This window comes from Spirosoma pomorum, from assembly GCF_054776615.1.
Genome location: NZ_BAAHBP010000033.1, coordinates 93,957 through 112,585 on the forward strand (window position 1 = coordinate 93,957; position 18,629 = coordinate 112,585).

Genomic DNA, 18,629 nt, shown 5'->3' on the forward strand with positions numbered 1-18,629 from the left:
TTTGAAGTACTTAGTAAACAGAAACGCCCGACCAAATTTGGTCGGGCGTTTCTGTTAGAAATGGGTTTAAACGCTACGCTGCTTGAGCTTACTCAGATAAACTTCAGCATTTGCGCGTTCGATTACATCTGCTCCAATACGCGTTCCATCGACACTTCCTGTCCAATTCGTGCCTTCAATTCGCTGATTGGAATACGTACCTGTTCGGTCGTATCACGATAGCGGATCGTTACGGTGTCATCTTCCAGTGTCTGGTAGTCAACGGCAATACAGAATGGCGTGCCAATTAGATCCTGACGGGTGTAACGTTTGCCGATAGCATCGCGCTCTTCGTATACAACCCGGAATTCCGACCGCAGGCTCTTCACGATTTGTTCTGCTTTTTCGGGCAGCCCTTCTTTCCGTACCAGCGGGAATACGGCAGCCTTGATTGGTGCCAGCGCTGGATGCAGTTTCAGGTACGTACGCTCTTTCTGCTGATCGCCTTCCCCAACGACTTCTTTCGTGAAGGCATTGCAGAAGACAGCCAGGAATAGCCGGTCAGCCCCAACCGACGTTTCGACTACGTAAGGAATGTAGTTTCCGTATGGTTTACCCGTTGCGGGGTCAACATCATTATCGAAGTACTGCTGTTTCTTGCGGCTCAGCTCCTGATGCGATTTCAGGTCAAAATCCGTCCGCGAGTGAATACCTTCCATCTCCCGGAAACCGAAGGGGAACTGATACTCAATGTCCACAGCGGCATTGGCGTAGTGAGCCAGTTTTTCATGGATGTGGAATTTCAACTTTTCGGCTGGAAGGCCCACCGCCTGGTGAAACTTCATCCGCGTGTCGCGCCAGCGTTCGTACCACTCCATCTCGGAACCGGGCCGTACGAAAAACTGCATTTCCATCTGTTCGAACTCCCGCATCCGGAACGTAAACTGCCGGGCTACGATTTCATTCCGGAACGCTTTACCAATCTGGGCAATACCAAATGGTACCTTCATACGACCGGTCTTCTGTACGTTCAAGAAGTTGACGAAAATACCCTGCGCCGTTTCCGGACGGAGGTAAATCAAGCTGGCGTCTTCCGCCACCGAACCCACCTGCGTCGAAAACATCAGGTTGAACTGACGCACTTCGGTCCAGTTGTCGGTACCCGAAACAGGGTCTTTGATTCCCTCGGCGATAATCAGGTTCCGTAACCCTTCCATATCATCGGCGCTCTGTAAGCGACCTAGTTCGTTACGTAACGCTTGGCCGCGTTCGGTGTCGCCCGCCAGTTCATATTGTTCGGCTTTGCCTTCAATCAGTTGATCAGCCCGGTAGCGTTTTTTCGAATCACGGTTGTCGATCATCGGGTCGTTGAACGAGTCAACGTGTCCCGACGCTTTCCACGTCAGCGGATGCATAAAGATCGACGCATCGATCCCAACGACATTATCGTTGAGCTGCGTCATCGCTTTCCACCACAGCGTTTTAAGGTTATTTTTCAGCTCGACGCCATTCTGACCGTAGTCGTATACAGCCTGTAGACCGTCATAGATTTCAGACGACGGGAACACAAAGCCGTATTCTTTGGCGTGGGAAATGATGTCCTGAAGAGAGGCTGCCGGAGTACCCGTAGCCGGTGTTTGAGTAGTATTCATACGTGAAGGCAAAAATACAATAGTGACCGGATTAACCGACACATCAGCAGGTTACTGGCCCCAGAAGTTACGCTGAGCGCCAAAGAAGCACGTATTAATACCCGCCGTAAAACTTCCGTAGCGCCCATTCGATGCTCACCAGGATCAGTACGACAAAGAATAACCACCGCCAGTTGATGATCTCGTTCATTTCTTCGGTGCTGCTCAGACGGGCAGGATGCGGTTTCGTCGTCAGACTGTTCACCAGGGCATCAAGGCGATCGGCACCGTAGAACTGGCCGCCTGTTTGCTGGGCCAGTTGGCGCAGTAAGCCATGGTCAGCCGTCGTGTTCAAGGCTTCAAGTTGAAGATCGCGTACGACAAACTGTCCAGATGCCTGTTCGGCTTTGCCACCGGCGCTTGCAGCAATACTGGCTTTGAATTGATACGCGCCCTGGGGCAAGCGGCTGATTTCAAAGCGACTATTCTCGGCGGTAGGGGTATAATTAAAATTACGAATGATGCCCCGCTCATCGGTAATGTCGAGCCGAACGGGTTTATCGTACAAACGCTCGTAAATATCGTTGTAGATTTCGGTTTCAAAGATTACCTTCTCCCCCGCCACAAATTCGTTCCGGATTGGATAAACCCGCAGCTTACGCCGGTCTTCTTTCACCGAGATCAGTTGAATGACTTTCTGAATAAGTTCGTCAACGACTTCCTGTTTTTCAGTCAGGGCGAATTCCTCCTGACGCCACGACCACAGTCCCTCTCCGGCCAATACCGCTGTTTTGCGGGGACTCGTTACGTTCAATGCCAGCAACGGTTTTGTCGTCCGAACGCTACCAATCTGCTGCCATAGTACAACTTCGCTTCCCGGCTGCACCCGAAATTCGCCGTACGGAGCTAGCATGGGCGGCAGTTTACTCAGTATCTCAAACCGGCTCGGGTCAAGATTAAGTTGCTTGAAGGAGGGATTCAATACGCCCGTCACCTTGTCGCTCTGGCCGGGCTGACCCGCAATTTGTATAACAGAGTTCGACGTATTGAACGGCCCCAGCGCCGACTGGTTGCCTAACACAAATAGCACAGGAGTATTTTTTGCCAGGTAGCGTTGTACCAAGGCGGTACTCATTCCGCTGTTGTCCGGAATCTGGTGCAGGATGATCAGATCATATACCTTCTCCGCAGGGGGCGTTTGATCGGAAGCACCAGTTATTGTTCGTACGTCGACTTCGTAGTTCTCGTTTTTCTCCAGAATACTACGTAACGCTTTTACGTCGGGGTGCGGGGCCAGCGCAAGCAGAAGCACCTTCTCTCGGCCGTCGATTACGTCCAGGTACACATCCTGGCGGTTATTCTGAGTGCTGAACTCACCCGGCTGCGGCAGGATTTCAACGACGTAGTGCTGAACACCTTTCTGCGTTGCCGTAGCCTGAAAAGTCAGTTGATTGAACGTATCGTTCTGCCCGAACCGAACTGATTGCCGACCTAGTTCTTTTCCGTTCTGACGCAGCACAACAGTAGCGTTACGTCCCTGAAAGCCGTTACTGATTATTTCCGCCTGTACCGGAAACTGGTTGCCCAGGTAGGCAATCCGGTTCGCGATGATGCCTTTCAGCTGAATATCTTTTTTTGGAATGGTGTCGCCCAGGCCAATTGTCTGCACCGCGAACGGGTATTGCCCAAACGTAGGTGATACACCCTGGTTGAAAATTCCATCGGAAACCAGGACAACGTCCGTTAAGTTGCGCCCTTCGTAATCCGACCGAATGCGGGATAAGAGCCCCGACAGATCGGTTGTTCGTTGGGTAAATGGGATCTGAGTTAAGTCGGTAGTACTTACTGAATCACCAAAATTACGTATGGCTACGTCCAGTCCTTTATCACTAAGCTTTTGCTGGAGTTGCTGCAGGTTTGTCAGCGCCCGGTTCAGGGCAGGACGTCCGGCAGCGGCTACGGATTCGGAATTATCAATCGCCAGCACCACCGTTGGCTTTTCGGTCAGCGTCTGGATACTGCGGATCAACGGATTCAACAGCAGAAAACAAAGCAGACTAACAACGACAAACCGAAGAGCTGCCAGCCAGTAGGCAGTACGTTTGTCAATACCGCCGACGGTATCTCCACTGCCGTTCGCCGACGACATGCCCGGCAACGGCAGTGGCTGATACATGACGTAGGCATAGAGCGCTCCGACCAGCAAACAAACCAGAATCCACCAGGGCGACGATTGAAAAATTATGTTCATGAAAAAGGGAGGAGGGAGGAGAGGGAGGAAGGCGGAAAGGGAAAGCAGCGGAATAGAAGATAAAGTAATTTCTTCAGCGCCTTTCTTCTTTACTCCCTCCTCCCCTTCCTCCTTTTTCTACGTTAACATCCCACCGTCTACCTGCAGCACCTGACCGGTGATGTAAGCCGACATGTCGGAGGCAAGGAAAACAGCGCAGTTAGCAACGTCTTCGGGCAGCCCGCCCCGCTTCATCGGGATCGACTGTTTCCATTCTTCGACGGCTTTTTCGTTGACTTCGCCGGTCATTTCAGTTTCAATAAAACCAGGCGCAATGGCATTTGAGCGAATATTACGCGACCCTAATTCCAGTGCTACCGACTTGGTAAAGCCAATAATACCGGCTTTCGACGCTGCGTAGTTGGCCTGACCGGCATTTCCCCGAATACCCACTACCGATGTCAGGTTAATAATCGACCCGACCCGGGCTTTCATCATTGGTTTCGTGGCTGCTTTCGTCAGGTTAAAGACCGACTTTAAATTAACGTTAATAACCGAATCCCATTGTTCTTCGGTCATCCGCATCAGCAGGCCATCTTTGGTAATACCAGCGTTATTGATCAAGACGTCCAGTTTACCAAAATCAGCAATGACCTGATTGATTAACTCTTCGGCTGCTTTATAGTCCGACGCATCTGACCGGTAGCCTTTGGCTTCGCCCCCAAACGACCGCAGTTCTTCTTCCAGTGCCTGACCTTTTTCAACGCTCGACAGATACGTAAAAGCTACTGTTGCGCCTTCCTGCGCAAATTTCAGGGCCATAGCCCGACCGATCCCCCGCGATGCGCCCGTTATCAGCGCCACTTTTCCTTTTAATAAATCCATTGTTAGCTTATTGTCGGGCACAAACAGCAGACCGACTATTAATAAAAACTAGAAGCGTCAAAAATAACGCTTTAGGGCTAAACGACAAGGTACGCGTTTCTTTTGCTTTCGCCCCGAAGCTGTGTTACTTTGTTGAAAACTAAGAACCTCACCATGCGCTTGCTGATCCTGCCTCTCCTCCTCTCGTTACTCTCGTCGGCTGTACACGCGCAGAAAGTACTGGCGCAGGATGACCATCGCCAGCCAAAGCCATTCATCACGGCGTATGAACAGAAAGCTGATTTTATTGAGGCCGATGTCTGGCTGCAAAACGGCAAACTTGTTGTGTCAACCACAAAGCCGCAGGACGGAATAGTAGCGCCTACTCTGGATTCGCTCTACCTGTCGCCCATCAAACAACTGTTTGCTCAGCATAGTGGATCTGTCAGTTCGGATCGGCGGTACACCTTTGGTCTGGTCCTCGACATAAAAGACAATCAGGAAGCAGTTCTCTCCACTCTAGTCGATCAATTGCAGCAAAATATTACGTTGTTCAACCGGAGTGCAAATCCCAGCGCCATTCAGATTATCATTACAGGCAACCGCCCCCGAATCGAATTACTACTCGACCAGTCGGCGCTCCTGCAATTCGATGGCCGTCCAAGTGAAATCTACGACGAAGAAACGTTGGGACGGGTTGCGATGATCAGTGATAACTTTGACTCGTATTCCCAGTGGAACGGCGAAGGCAAAATGCCCGATGCGGATCAGGACAAACTCAAACGAGTGCTCAAACGGGCCCACAGCTCCAACAAGCCCTTCCGGTTGTCGAATGTTCCTAACACGCCCGATGCCTGGAAGCAGTTAAAAAAACTGGGCGTCGATATAGTGGGCACCAACAAAATCGCGGAGCTTGCAAAGGATGTTAAGTAGAGATTTGGCTGAATCTGAACATTAGAAAATCTGCTTTGCGCCCGGAATCCGCACGATCAGGGCAGCAAGTACGAAGGAGCCAACCAGCGCCAGCGGGATAGCGATTATCAGTTTAACGAGCGGATCGAGTGGTAGGTCGGTCAGCAAAAGTGTTAGTAAAATGACAACGAGTGGGTGAAACACATAAACCCCAAATGCGTAGCGGGAACCCTTGTCCAGGCGGGTGCTTGTGTAGTTCCACCGCTGTTTTGCGATGTAGAGCAGGGCTACAATAATCGATATTCCCGTCAGTTGCTCCCAGATACTGTAGATCAGCGATTGAACGCTCCAGCCATCGCTCACACTGGCGGGAGTCAGTTTGACTGTTACAGCGACCACAAGCAGCAGTGGGAAAACAAGAAATGCCAGCGTCAGGGCAAGCCGACTAAAGAAACGCCCCTGCGCCCGCGATAGTTGGTCGAACCAGTTGTTTTGCTGCGCCAGTATTCCCACTCCAAATAGCGCAACGTATTGCGGAAAGTGCGCCAACTGGAAACCAAACGGCTCCCAGACCCAGCCAAGCGGGAACACAATTCGGACCAAAAAACTGATAAGTCCGAGCGCCAGCGCACTTAGCAGAATGGTTCCCGTTCCGGGGCATTGTAGGCGGAAACGTAGCGTAAACACTTGCCGCATCGCCACATACATCAGCGTAAACAGTAACAGAGCTTCCACAAACCACATGACGCCCGGCGAAATCCAGCCGTCGTAGCCATTCACAAACTGCCAGAACGTAACGTCATTGCCTTTTCCGTAGCGATACACCAGAAAATTCAAGATCGTCGCCAGCACGAATGAGTAAATCAGCAACGGAATCCCCAGTCGTTTCAGCCGATCAACCACGAACGTGACAGCTCCTTTCCGATCGTACGAAGGACCAACAAAATAGGCCGACAGCATGAAAAACATACCCATAAAAAAAGACTGATTAGTCGCCACAAATACCGTCATGACTAATCGGATCAGTTGATTATCCACCGGTTGCCTGAAATACCAGCCCCCCGGTGCCCCGTAGGCAATCATAGTATGATGCAGGACCACAAGACCTGTGAGCAATAGTTTAATGAGGTCGAGATAGTAAATCTTCTGCGACGGGATACTAGACTTTGTTTCGGAGGTCATAATCGGAGAGGAAGGCAACCATAAAACTATTCACGCAAGTAGCTGAATACCAAAAAAACTGACTCATTTAGCAAAAACTAGCCAGTTAATAATGATCTCTGATCACCTACGGCTGTAAGCAATACCCTGAAGAATGACGTGCAGTTCAGCCAGTTCCTCGGTAGTACCCTGCCCGGAGTCAAAATCGGCTAGGGCCCCATCCGGCAATATAAAACAGCCATAGACGGCCGTAAACTTTTCCCAGTTCTCAATTTTCACCAGAAAACCAGCGGGTCGAATCGCCTTCAATACGTCGCGCGAGCGTGTGTAACGGGGGTAACCAGTTAACGGTGGTACGGTATCGTTTCCATGTACGTAGTGCCATACCTGTGCGTCAATCCCGGCCATCTCGGCCTCATTCGCTGGATTCAGGGTCTCAATCAAGTCGATAATTGGCTGAGCGTCTGTCACTGTTTTCACAATTTTAACCGGGCAAATAAATCAGATTCACCTGCCTGGCCGTAAGGTATGTTCATTTTCAGTATTGTATTCGTTTTCGTTAGCATCCGGTTAAGACAAACCTGTCAATGAGCGATAAATCATTCGGTCAGTAGGTTAATTCATCGTTCGACTTTTGATAAATGTAGATTTGTCAATCGTCCCGATGGAAATTCCTCAAGTAAAAAAAGCGCCAGTCGTTTACGACGTAGCCATTGTAGGCTCAGGGGCGGGTGGTGGTATGGCGGCTTATATGCTGGCCAAGGCAGGTGCCAAGGTAGTCCTACTCGAAGCGGGCGGTTACTACGACCCTGCCGATCCGAAATACATCACCCAACTAAAATGGCCCTGGGAATCACCTCGTCGTGGAGCCGCGACCGAATTCCGCTCGGGTGGGGATTTTGATGCTGCCTGGGGTGGTTGGCAGATTGACGGAGAGCCTTACTCGGCAAAAGCCGGTACGGAATTTAACTGGTTTCGATCACGTATGCTGGGGGGACGTACGAACCATTGGGGACGTATTTCGATGCGCTTCGGTCCCGACGACTTCCGCCGACGTTCGCTGTCGGGTGTGGGCGACGACTGGCCTATCAGCTACGAAGATTTTAAACCTTACTATGACCGCGTCGACCGGCTTATTGGCTTATTTGGCTCCGTCGAGAACCTGCCCAACGAGCCGGACGGTATCTTTCTACCCCCACCTAAACCCAGGCTTCACGAGTTGATGCTACGTAAAGCTGGGTCACAGATTGGTATTCCAGTTATTCCTTCGCGATTGAGTATTCTCACAAAACCGATCAACAACGAGCGCGGTCAATGCTTTTATTGTCGCCAATGCAACCGGGGTTGCCAGGCTTACGCCGACTTTTCGGCCTCGTCAGTCCTGTGTATCCCTGCCGTTAAAACGGGCAACGTCACGCTCATCAATGGCGCGATGGCCCGTGAAATCCTGACCGATCCTAATACGGGACTAGCTACCGGCGTAAGCTATGTCGACAAGCAAAGCTTACAGGAGATTACGGTTCGGGCAAAAGCGGTTATGGTGGGAGCTAGCACCTGTGAATCTGCGCGTCTGCTGCTCAATTCCAAATCAGCCCGCTTTCCAAACGGACTGGCTAATGGCAGCGGAGTAATCGGCAAATACCTGAATGATTCAACGGGCGCCAATCGGTCGGCCTTTGTGCCTGCCCTGATGGATAGGAAGCGGTACAACGAGGATGGTGTAGGTGGGATGCACGTCTTTACGCCCTGGTGGCTGGACAACAAAAAACTGGACTTCCCGCGTGGCTACCACATCGAATACGGTGGAGGAATGACGATGCCCGGCTACGGCTACGGTGGAGGAATTGAAGCTCAAAATGGCACTATTCCCGATCGACAGGGTAAAATGAAGCCGGGCGGTGGTTACGGTGCTAGTCTGAAAGATGATTACCGGCGCTTCTACGGCGCTTACATCAGTATGGCAGGCCGGGGAGAACCCGTGCCCCTCGAAAGCAACTACTGCGAAATCGATCCGAATGGCGTCGATAAGTACGGCGTCCCGACGTTACGTTTCCATTACAAATGGTCAGACTACGAGGTGAAGCAGGCCAAGCACATGCAGGATACGTTTGAGGAAATCATTCACGCAATGGGTGGTATTCCGTTAGGCGCTAAACCCGGACCTGATACGGCTCATGGGTACGGCCTGGCAGCCCCCGGTCGCATCATCCACGAAGTCGGTACCGTGCGTATGGGCAATGATCCTAAAACGTCGGCCCTGAATAAGTACCAACAGGCACATGAGGTCAAGAATTTATTCGTCGTTGATGCGGCCCCATTCGTTTCTCAGGGCGATAAAAACGTAACGTGGACCATCCTGGCTGCGTCTATGCGTACCTCCGAGTATCTGATTGACCAGGTAAAACAGAAGAATATTTGACATTTGTAAGCTCTTTTTTAGTTAGCAAGCAAATCGTCTGTGTTGTACATTTAGGTATGGATACGAAGGAGTTCATTACTATTGATGCTGACATCTTAGGCGGTCAGCCCGTTTTTACGGGGACACGCGTTCCTGTAGAGTCGTTATTTGATTACTTAAAAGCAGGTGAATCGCTAGATGTTTTTTTGGAGGAATTTCCTACTGTCAAGAGAGAACAGGCGGTCGCTTTACTGGCTATATCTATTAAACTGCTAACCGCAAACAACATCGATCAGCTTTATGCGGCTGCTGCTTGACGAGAATTTACCCAAACGTCTGAAGCTTGATTTCACCGATCATGAAGTCTACACGGTTCGAGATAAAGGATGGAACGGAATAAAAAACGGTGAATTGCTCAAACGAATGCTGCCCAATGGTTTCGACGCTTTGCTCACTTTTGACAAAAACCTGCAGCACCAGCAGAACTTTGAGAAATATACGCTGACAGTATTTGTCCTGAATGCCGAAATCAACACTTACTCGGTTCTTACTAAGCTCTCGGACAGTGTAAATCAACATCTCTTGAGCAGTCATCTACCAATCGGGCCGATTGTCATTATGTAATACTGAGACTTTTCTTTTTTACGTCAAAAGACATGAGTCATTTTAAACATAAGTAGCTGCATAGCTTAGCTGTCGGCTACTTAAAACAGAAAAATAGCTAGCTTAAGCGCAGTATCACGTCCGATAGCAAGTACGACCCGACGGCTTCCTTATTTAGTAATGTGCATAAAAAAAGACCGGACGGAACCGTCCGGTCTTTTCATTTATCTATCGTATTCGGATTACTCCGTTACTTCTTCTTGCTTTTTCACCGTGATTGTCAGCGTCTCACCTTCACCACTGTAGTCAGCCTGAATTACATCGCCTTCCTTCAATTCCCCTTTCAGAATTTCTTCAGCAATGGGGTCTTCCAGATAGCGCTGAATGGCGCGGCTCAACGGACGGGCACCGTACTGCTGGTCATATCCTTTCTCTGACAGGAAGTCTTTCGCTTTCTCGGTCAGATCGACGGTGTAACCTAGGCTTGTCACGCGGCCAAGCAATTTGCCCAGCATGAGGTCGATGATTTTGTGGATGTCTTCGCGTTGCAACGAGTTGAACACAATCACATCGTCCAGACGGTTAAGGAACTCCGGCGAGAATGCTTTACGCAGCGCGCTCTGGATGGTGTTCTTCATAATCTCGTCCTGGCTTTCGCTCTTGCGGGTAGCAAAACCGATACCGGCTCCGAAATCTTTCAGGTCACGAACCCCGATATTCGACGTCATGATGATGATCGTATTTCGGAAGTCAACCCGGCGACCCAGACCGTCGGTCAGAATACCATCGTCAAGCACCTGCAACAAGATGTTGAATACATCCGGGTGAGCTTTCTCGATCTCATCCAACAGCACGACGCTGTATGGTTTCCGACGGATTTTCTCGGTGAGCTGACCACCTTCTTCGTAACCAACATAGCCCGGAGGAGCGCCGACCAGTCGGCTAACGCTGAATTTCTCCATGTACTCCGACATATCGATACGTACCAGCGCATCGTCTTTGTCGAACAAGTAGCTAGCCAGAACTTTCGCCAGCTCCGTTTTACCAACCCCCGTTGGACCAAGGAAAATAAACGAACCGATTGGCTTCTTCGGATCTTTCAGGCCTACCCGCGTCCGCTGGATGGCTTTCACTAGCTTGTCGATAGCAGCCTGCTGACCGATTACTTTACCTTTCAGTTCCTCGCCCATGTTGACGAGTTTTTTACCTTCATCGTTCGATACGCTCGTGACTGGAATACCTGTCATCATGGCTACGACTTCAGCTACGCTGTTTTCGTCCACCGTGTACCGACGTTTTTTGGTATCCTCTTCCCACGCCTGTTTAGCACGGTCAAGCTGATCGATCAGGCGTTTTTCCTTGTCGCGGAGCTGAGCAGCCTCTTCGTATTTCTGGCTCTTAACGACCTGGTTTTTCTCCTTCTTAATATTCTCAATCTGCTCTTCAAGCTTCAGAATATCTTCGGGAACGGTGATATTCGAGATGTGTACCCGAGCACCCACTTCGTCCATTACGTCAATCGCTTTATCGGGCAGGAAGCGGTCAGAGATATAACGCTCCGACAGTTTCACGGCTGCTTCGATAGCTTCCGGCGTGTAGTTAACGTGGTGGTGGTCTTCGTACTTATCCTTGATGTTGTTCAGGATCTCGATGGTTTCGTCAATCGACGTAGCATCAACCATGACCATTTGAAAACGACGGGCCAAGGCACCATCTTTCTCAATATACTGACGGTATTCGTCCAGCGTCGTGGCACCGATGCATTGAATGTCGCCACGGGCTAGTGCTGGCTTGAACATGTTCGAGGCATCCAGTGAGCCCGACGCGCCACCCGCACCAACGATGGTGTGCAGCTCATCAATGAACAGGATCACCTCCGGCGATTTTTCCAGCTCGTTCATCACGGCTTTCATCCGCTCTTCGAACTGACCCCGGTATTTTGTACCGGCTACCAGCGATGCCAGATCAAGAGTAACCACGCGTTTGCCAAACAGCACCCGCGATACCTTTTTCTGAACGATACGTAACGCCAGCCCTTCAGCAATAGCCGTCTTACCGACGCCCGGTTCGCCAATCAGGATTGGGTTATTTTTCTTACGACGGCTCAATACCTGAGCAACGCGCTCGATTTCTTTTTCACGACCAACAATTGGGTCCAGTTTACCGACTTCAGCCAGTTTGGTCAGGTCGCGGCCAAAGTTATCCAGCACGGGTGTCCGTGACTTTTCAGAACCTTTGGCTTCTTTGCCCGAACCGCTGCTGCCGCTACCGCCAAACATACCCCGGTCATTGTCATCATCATCGGTCTCGGGACCCATCACCGGACGACTTCCCGAGGATTGGTATTCCAGCATCTCTTTAATGACTTCGTAATTAACATTGAACTTATTCAGAATCTGCGTGGCGACATTGTCTTCATCGCGCAGAATCGATAACAGCAGATGCTCCGTGCCAATGAGTGGGCTTTTGAAAATTTTGGCTTCCAGATACGTAATTTTCAGCGTCTTTTCCGACTGACGGGTCAGTGGGATATTCGCCAGATTTTTTACGTTGTTGGTCGCCGTACCTTTCGTTGCCTGTTCAATAGTGACCCGAAGTTCGTCGAGCGAGATGCCGAGCTTTTTAAGCAGCCCGACGGCCACGCCCTCTCCTTCCCGGATCATGCCCAGTAGCAGATGTTCTGTACCGATGTAATCGTGGCCTAGGCGTAAGGCCTCCTCCCGACTCAGCGAGATTACTTCCTTAACGCGGTTTGAGAATTTTGCTTCCATTCGCTTTGGGTCTCCTAAGGTAAGCGTACTAATGGCTTAACGTAGAGTTTTAAGGATTTGTTCACTCCCGAAGGCCAGCCGTCAACACGTCCAACGCGGCCGGTCCCTGGCAGAACAACAGGTCTATAACACTCACATTGGCTACAAAATCAGGGCCAAAGTTTTGCTGATACGGCACCGGCGAATAGAATAAGGGCGATCCCTCTCTATTTCGGGAATTCAGCGCTGACCGGGCGTCAAATACGCCGACTTCAGGGCTTTTTACGTAGCAATCTGTCAGGTCAACTGGTGTTCGAATAGCCAGTAGTTTCAGACAAATTGTCAGCAATTCTTTATTAAGATCAAATAAAAACTCCCACTCCTTCTGGTAAACCGGCTCGAACTCTGGAGCATAGTACTCAAAGAACGGAGCCTTGCCATAAGCAGCCTGCAAGCTTCGCCAGTGACGAACGGACCAGGGCTGACTGTTGTCGATCCTTACCTCACGGATTGGATGGTGGTGTGTCCCCTGCTGTACCGGCACGGCCAGCGCGTCTACTTTGTGGGCTGTCACAATGTAACAGCGATTTCTGTAGCTTTGCTTCTGGTAATGTTCATGCGCTTCCAGCCATACCCGATCGAACTTCAGAAAACCAGTTATAAAATCCAGATTGGGCAGGTAATGCAGGTCAATGAGTAACTCAGTTTGTTTTGGTTGCTGGTATTTTTCCAATAAAGACTAATTATATCAGCAACAAGTAACACAAAAAAGTAATACCAGAAACCGATTTTACAAATTTTTAATTGTTTGGGTAGAACGGGCAGAACTCCCCATTCGCTATGATCTCTGCTCATCTATTATCAGATGATATTTTTTCGATTGCTGTCACGGTTGCCGTTGACGGTGCTTTACGGTTTGTCGGATTTCTTGTATTTTTTGTTGCTTTACGTCGTTCGCTATCGGAAGCGGGTCGTCTTAGAAAATCTGCGTCTTTCATTCCCCGAAAAGTCTCCGGCCGATATCCAGCGCATCGCCCGTGGCTTCTATCGCAACCTGACCGACCTTATCGTTGAGACCATCAAGATGCCAGCTATGTCACCTGATGAACTCCGGAAACGGGTCCAGTTTACGAACGCCGACCTAGTAAAGCAGCACCTTCAGGCCGGTCAGGCGGTGGTAGGTATGGCATCGCACAGCAGTAACTGGGAGTGGGTTCCGTCGGGTTCGGTGCTGCACGGCATGCCAGCCGATAGTATCTACAAACCACTCAACAATCCATTTTTCGAGAAATTAATGCAGGAGATCCGGTCGGCGTTCGGGGCGGTACCCGTACCGATGCAAACGCTTCCCCGGCGCATGGCCGCGCAGAAAAACATACCCCGGATTATCGCGCTGGTTGCCGACCAGGTACCCGACGTACCAGAACAGGCCTTTTGGACCGATTTTCTGCATCACGATACCCCCTTCTACCCCGGCACTGAACGACTGGCCCGTAGTCGACAATTGCCTGTCTTTTACACACACATCAACCGGGTCCGACGGGGCTACTATCAGGTAACGTTCACGACTATCGGCCAGCCACCTTATACCGACTTACCCGAGGGAGTGATTCTGGAGCGATACCGCGATCTGTTGGAAGAAACCATCCGGGCTTATCCCTCTGACTGGCTCTGGTCGCACAAGCGCTGGAAACACTGGCGAGGCAAGTACCCTAGAATAGTCACTAAACTCAGTTAGTGAGCAGTTTAATGATCGAGGGCCCGGCTTACTAAGCCGGGCCCTCGATCATTAACTGTATCTCCAATTATTATAATGTGTCGCGCTTGGCAGCCCTCTCCGCTCGTTTAGCATCACGTTTGGTTTTCCATTCTTCCGATTTCTGGTCGATTTTGTCGCCGACTTTATCAGCTTCTTTGCTGATTGCTTGTCCTGCCTTTTTAGCATTACGTTTGGCGCCCCGACCGACTTCGGTGGCTGCGTCACCAACATTTTGACCAGCTTCCTTTAGGTCAGATTTGACACGGGCTTTCCGAGCAGTGGTATTGGTTGTGTCCTGTGCGTATGCGCCCGTTGCTAACAGAGCAACCAGAGCGAATGCATACAACGATTTGATTTTCATTTTTTTACGTGTTAGAACGAACGGATATCCTGCTTAACTGTCTTTATCAACAGCAGGGTGTACTCAGTATAAATAACTACGCTGAAGGCATTTTGTTTACACTAACTAACTGGTAATTAATCCTCTTAAATAAGTAGACTACAGTTTATCTTGTTAAGTATTTTGGGTGAACATTTATCCAATAGCCAACGTTTTCCAGGAGTCGGGTCCATCGGTTGACAAACTGCTTTTTCTGTACCTTTGTCTTTGTCAATTGGCCCGGCCAACTCTCGTATGCTCGATTCGCTGCTTACTCCATCTATATCGTCGGTGGTTCCTGATCCGTCGGTTCATTACACGCCCTCACTTACTCAGTACGTTCGTCGCAAAACCATTCCGGTATTTATTGGTGACGTGCCCATGGGCTCTGATTATCCGATCCGGGTTCAATCGATGACCACAGTCGATACCATGGACACGATGGGGTCGGTAGAGCAGTCTATCCGGATGATTGAAGCAGGTTGTGAATACATTCGGATCACCGCGCCCAGCGTGAAAGAAGCGCAGAACCTGGAAAACATTCGTCGGGAGTTACGCGCGCGAGGATATACCACGCCCCTTGTTGCGGATATTCACTTCACGCCTAACGCAGCGGAATTGGCCGCTCGGGTAGTAGAGAAAGTCAGGATCAATCCCGGCAATTACGCCGACCGCAAGCGGTTTGAGTACATTGATTATACCGAAGCAGCTTACGCGGCTGAGCTGGAGCGTATCCGGGAGAAATTTTTGCCCTTGGTCCGTATCTGTAAAGAACACGGTACGGCAATGCGGATTGGCACCAACCATGGTTCGCTATCGGATCGGATTCTGAGTCGTTACGGCGATACACCCGCCGGTATGGTTGAGTCGGCGCTGGAGTTTCTGCGCATCTGCGAAGATGAACAGTACTACAATATTGTCCTGTCAATGAAATCCAGCAACCCGCAAGTGATGGTACAGGCGTATCGGCTGCTGGTGCAACGGCTGGACGAAGAAGGGCTCAAACCTTATCCGCTCCACCTCGGCGTTACCGAAGCCGGGGAGGCCGAAGATGGCCGCATCAAATCGGCGTTGGGTATCGGCACGCTGCTTGAAGATGGTATTGGCGATACCGTTCGCGTATCGCTGACGGAAGAACCCGAGCGTGAAGCTCCCGTAGCACAGGCATTAATCGACCGTTACACAAACCGGGCCGCCGACAGCCAGCCCATGCCGTCGATCACAACCTATCCGATTAATCCGTTTCAGTATACGCGCCGGGCTACCCAGCCAGTGACGAACATTGGCGGACAGAACGTCCCTCGTGTCATCGCTGACTTCAGCCAGGTACCGGTTACCGAACACGACGTATTACAGCCCATTGGGCACTTTTACCTGCCCGTACCGGACAAATGGCGGATGAATGACCTCGGCGCAGATTACGTCTACACCGGATCTCAACCGGCGCAGTTCATGCTACCGAATGGTCTGAAAGAGATTCTGGATTATACCGTCTGGCAGTCAATCGCCAGCACGACGGCTAGTTATCCTCTGCTCACAGCTGACGAGTACCTGACAGCCAGGGCATCGTCACGACTTCTCCATGACCGTCTGAACGTAGTGCGGGTTTCCCTTACTGACTTATCGGATGACTTACTGGACGCGTTACGTAGTGACGTAACGATAGTACTGCTGATCATAACAACAAACGCCCACGCCATGCCGGAACTCCGGCGGCTTTGCGTTGAGCTCATCAATCAGGGAATTGATACGCCAGTCGTTATTCAGCGGAGTTACCCAGCCAGTCAGGCCGAAAATATCCCGCTATTTGCCGCTACCGACGCGGGTGGCTTATTGATCGATGGCTTAGGGGACGGCATCATGCTCTCATCGGCCAGTCAGCCTCATGCCGATGAACTAAAACGGCTGAACAACCTGGCGTTCGGTATTTTGCAGGCTGCCCGGACCCGTATCACTAAGACCGAATACATTTCCTGCCCCTCATGCGGCCGGACGCTATTCGATTTGCAGGAAACGACGGCTATGATCCGCCAGCGTACCGATCACCTTAAAGGCGTCAAGATTGGTATCATGGGCTGTATCGTAAACGGCCCCGGCGAAATGGCCGATGCTGACTATGGTTACGTGGGTATCGGACGTGACAAGATTGCGCTGTATCGGGGCCAGCAGGTCATTAAAAAGTCGGTACCAGCCGGTCGCGCCGTTGATGAATTGATCGAGTTAATTCGCGAAGACAGCCGGTGGATCGAGCCCGAAAAAATTGACCAAATCTGACGGATTCACGATTAAATTTTGTTCTTAATACAGGCAGGGCAATACCGCTCCTCCGACTTTTGTTGGTGCCTGTTACCCGACTACTATGAATCGTCTACTGGATTATTTCAAAATTGGTCCTGTGTTCGCCTATTTTCTGCGTGTTTTTCGTAAGCCAGACCCTAACGCGCCAACCAGTACCAACTTACGTATGATGCACGGTATCAATCGTATTTCGATCATCATGTTCCTGTTCTGCGTGTGCGTGATGATTTTCCGGGCCTGCACGCGCTAACTCAGGAAGCTTCATGAACGTAGAAGCGCTGCGCATCTATTGCCTGGCAAAGCCAAATGTTACTGAGTCGTTTCCTTTTGACGAAGTAACGCTGATTTTCAAGGTAGGCAATAAAATATTTGCCATGCTGGATACCGAAAGCAGACCTACCACGATGGCGCTCAAATGCGATTCGGAACGGGCGGTACAACTTCGGGAAGAATTTGATGCAGTCCAGCCGGGCTACCACATGAACAAGAAACACTGGAATACGATCACCGTTGATAGCAGTGTTAAGAGCCGGGATTTGCAGGACTGGATCGACCATTCCTACGAACTGGTATTCCAGAGTTTGCCCAAAGCAGTCCGAGCGCAATTATCTGAATAAAGTTGATTAGACTGTTGTAAATTCGCAGACGTGAGAAGCTGAACTGAATCATGGAAATTGCTGTATTAATTTTCCTGTTTGCTTTATACATGACGATCCGGTACTTCACCGTCGATCATGACACGCCCGCTGACAAAGATCGAAAGCGGTATAAAACAGGAATCGAGCTGGTCAATAACCGGACGTTTGTTGACGCGCATCAGTATTTCGACGACGTCATCAAGCAAGCCCCTAAATCGGCTATTGCCTATGCGTACCGCGGCAAGTGCCAACTCGCCCAGGGCAATTATCACTCTGCTATTTATGATCTGACGCAGGCCATCAGCCGTGATAATACGTTGGCCGAATGTTACCTTGACCGCGGCATCGCTTATTATACCCTGGAAGATTTTCAAAATGCATTCCGGGAGTTTGACAAAGCTGTCTGGCATTTCAGGGATATTAAACCCGACGCTTATCGCTGGCGGGCACTGGCTCGCATTCAGGTGTGCCAGCTTCCTCAGGCCGAAAACGACCTGCGACGGGCTATCGCGCTGGGCGACGAGAATTCATACCATATTTTGCTGCAACCGCCGTTTACCCGGCCTGTTTTTCAGGACCGGTAACGTAACAATATAAACGAAAGAAGCCCGATCCTAACCGGTCGGGCTTCTTTCGTTTATGTGCGTACGGTTATTTCAACTTACCCATTTGCTCGACGTTGCGCCGGGCACTGTTACCAACTCAGTGATTCGGGAGCCTGATTAAAAAGAGCGTCGAGGTCGGCATCTATCTTTGACAAAATATTAAGTCGATGGTATCGTTGCATTTCTTTCCAAACAGTTGGATGCCCTTTTTTCTGTAGCTGTTCGACCATATTATTTAATTGTATTTTCGGCGCATTTCTATCTCGGTGATGTACATATTCACGCAATCGAGCTTTGTAATCTCCATAAGCTTCTTGCCTAGCCTGACGTAAAAATTCTCTTTCTACGTGGTTAAGAGCGTGTTGGGAAATTGAAAAGTACTGGTAGTGGAGTCAACTTTGTATCGACCAAGATGCAATGTA

Annotated in this window: 17 protein-coding genes; 9 read left to right on the forward strand and 8 right to left on the reverse strand. The window is 50.3% G+C overall.

What is annotated here, in order from left to right:
* Positions 1-122 precede the first annotated feature (122 nt).
* The 3 genes from ACYVAD_RS20730 to fabG form a co-directional block, all read right to left on the reverse strand.
* Entirely contained in the window at positions 123-1,631 is a 1,509-nt protein-coding gene (locus tag ACYVAD_RS20730) for a glycine--tRNA ligase (protein ID WP_461141447.1), read from the reverse strand.
* 94 nt (positions 1,632-1,725) lie between these two features.
* Positions 1,726-3,861 carry a VWA domain-containing protein gene (locus ACYVAD_RS20735; protein WP_461141448.1) on the reverse strand — a complete coding sequence of 712 codons (2,136 nt, stop codon included), beginning with the start codon at positions 3,859-3,861 and terminating at the stop codon, positions 1,726-1,728.
* A 117-nt stretch (positions 3,862-3,978) separates the two neighbouring features.
* Complete coding sequence (gene fabG, locus ACYVAD_RS20740; protein WP_461141449.1) at positions 3,979-4,725, reverse strand: 3-oxoacyl-[acyl-carrier-protein] reductase; 747 nt, start codon at positions 4,723-4,725, stop codon at positions 3,979-3,981.
* 153 nt (positions 4,726-4,878) lie between these two features.
* Here fabG and ACYVAD_RS20745 point away from each other — a divergent pair, with 153 nt between their 5' ends.
* Positions 4,879-5,637 (forward strand): PI-PLC domain-containing protein, encoded by a 759-nt coding sequence (locus tag ACYVAD_RS20745; protein ID WP_461141450.1) that lies wholly within the window; start codon positions 4,879-4,881, stop codon positions 5,635-5,637.
* 21 nt (positions 5,638-5,658) lie between these two features.
* Here the strand turns inward: ACYVAD_RS20745 and ACYVAD_RS20750 are convergent, their stop codons facing one another.
* Together ACYVAD_RS20750 and ACYVAD_RS20755 are read right to left on the reverse strand one after the other, a co-directional pair.
* On the reverse strand, positions 5,659-6,798 hold the full coding sequence (locus tag ACYVAD_RS20750) for an acyltransferase family protein (protein WP_461141451.1): 1,140 nt from the start codon (positions 6,796-6,798) through the stop codon (positions 5,659-5,661).
* Positions 6,799-6,900: 102 nt separating this feature from the next.
* Positions 6,901-7,257, reverse strand: coding sequence for a hypothetical protein (locus ACYVAD_RS20755; RefSeq protein WP_461141452.1), 357 nt, complete (start codon positions 7,255-7,257; stop codon positions 6,901-6,903).
* A gap of 184 nt (positions 7,258-7,441) precedes the next feature.
* Between ACYVAD_RS20755 and ACYVAD_RS20760 the strand changes: the two genes are divergently transcribed.
* From ACYVAD_RS20760 to ACYVAD_RS20770, 3 genes are read left to right on the forward strand one after another with little or no spacing between them, the layout of a single operon-like run.
* Complete coding sequence (locus tag ACYVAD_RS20760; RefSeq protein ID WP_461141453.1) at positions 7,442-9,196, forward strand: GMC oxidoreductase; 1,755 nt, start codon at positions 7,442-7,444, stop codon at positions 9,194-9,196.
* A gap of 56 nt (positions 9,197-9,252) precedes the next feature.
* On the forward strand, positions 9,253-9,492 hold the full coding sequence (locus tag ACYVAD_RS20765) for a DUF433 domain-containing protein (RefSeq protein ID WP_461141454.1): 240 nt from the start codon (positions 9,253-9,255) through the stop codon (positions 9,490-9,492).
* On the forward strand, positions 9,476-9,799 hold the full coding sequence (locus ACYVAD_RS20770; RefSeq protein ID WP_461141455.1) for a DUF5615 family PIN-like protein: 324 nt from the start codon (positions 9,476-9,478) through the stop codon (positions 9,797-9,799). Before ACYVAD_RS20765 ends, ACYVAD_RS20770 begins: the two co-directional genes overlap by 17 nt.
* Before the next feature lie 221 nt (positions 9,800-10,020).
* Here ACYVAD_RS20770 and ACYVAD_RS20775 read toward each other — a convergent pair whose 3' ends face one another.
* On the reverse strand, positions 10,021-12,549 hold the full coding sequence (locus ACYVAD_RS20775; RefSeq protein WP_461141456.1) for an ATP-dependent Clp protease ATP-binding subunit: 2,529 nt from the start codon (positions 12,547-12,549) through the stop codon (positions 10,021-10,023).
* 61 nt (positions 12,550-12,610) lie between these two features.
* Entirely contained in the window at positions 12,611-13,261 is a 651-nt protein-coding gene (locus tag ACYVAD_RS20780) for a WbqC family protein (RefSeq protein WP_461141457.1), read from the reverse strand.
* A gap of 132 nt (positions 13,262-13,393) precedes the next feature.
* Between ACYVAD_RS20780 and ACYVAD_RS20785 the strand changes: the two genes are divergently transcribed.
* On the forward strand, positions 13,394-14,266 hold the full coding sequence (locus ACYVAD_RS20785; RefSeq protein ID WP_461141458.1) for a lysophospholipid acyltransferase family protein: 873 nt from the start codon (positions 13,394-13,396) through the stop codon (positions 14,264-14,266).
* Between the two features lie 70 nt (positions 14,267-14,336).
* Here the strand turns inward: ACYVAD_RS20785 and ACYVAD_RS20790 are convergent, their stop codons facing one another.
* Positions 14,337-14,648 (reverse strand): hypothetical protein, encoded by a 312-nt coding sequence (locus ACYVAD_RS20790; RefSeq protein WP_461141459.1) that lies wholly within the window; start codon positions 14,646-14,648, stop codon positions 14,337-14,339.
* 273 nt (positions 14,649-14,921) lie between these two features.
* Here ACYVAD_RS20790 and ispG point away from each other — a divergent pair, with 273 nt between their 5' ends.
* The 4 genes from ispG to ACYVAD_RS20810 all read left to right on the forward strand — a co-directional run bounded on the left by ispG (position 14,922) and on the right by ACYVAD_RS20810 (position 18,186).
* A complete protein-coding gene (gene ispG / locus ACYVAD_RS20795; RefSeq protein ID WP_461141460.1) occupies positions 14,922-16,940 on the forward strand; it encodes a (E)-4-hydroxy-3-methylbut-2-enyl-diphosphate synthase in 2,019 nt (672 codons plus the stop codon).
* Positions 16,941-17,025: 85 nt separating this feature from the next.
* Positions 17,026-17,214, forward strand: coding sequence for a DUF6728 family protein (locus ACYVAD_RS20800; RefSeq protein WP_461141461.1), 189 nt, complete (start codon positions 17,026-17,028; stop codon positions 17,212-17,214).
* Between the two features lie 13 nt (positions 17,215-17,227).
* Entirely contained in the window at positions 17,228-17,581 is a 354-nt protein-coding gene (locus tag ACYVAD_RS20805; RefSeq protein ID WP_461141462.1) for an MmcQ/YjbR family DNA-binding protein, read from the forward strand.
* A 50-nt stretch (positions 17,582-17,631) separates the two neighbouring features.
* A complete protein-coding gene (locus tag ACYVAD_RS20810; RefSeq protein ID WP_461141463.1) occupies positions 17,632-18,186 on the forward strand; it encodes a tetratricopeptide repeat protein in 555 nt (184 codons plus the stop codon).
* Positions 18,187-18,629: the final 443 nt, after the last annotated feature.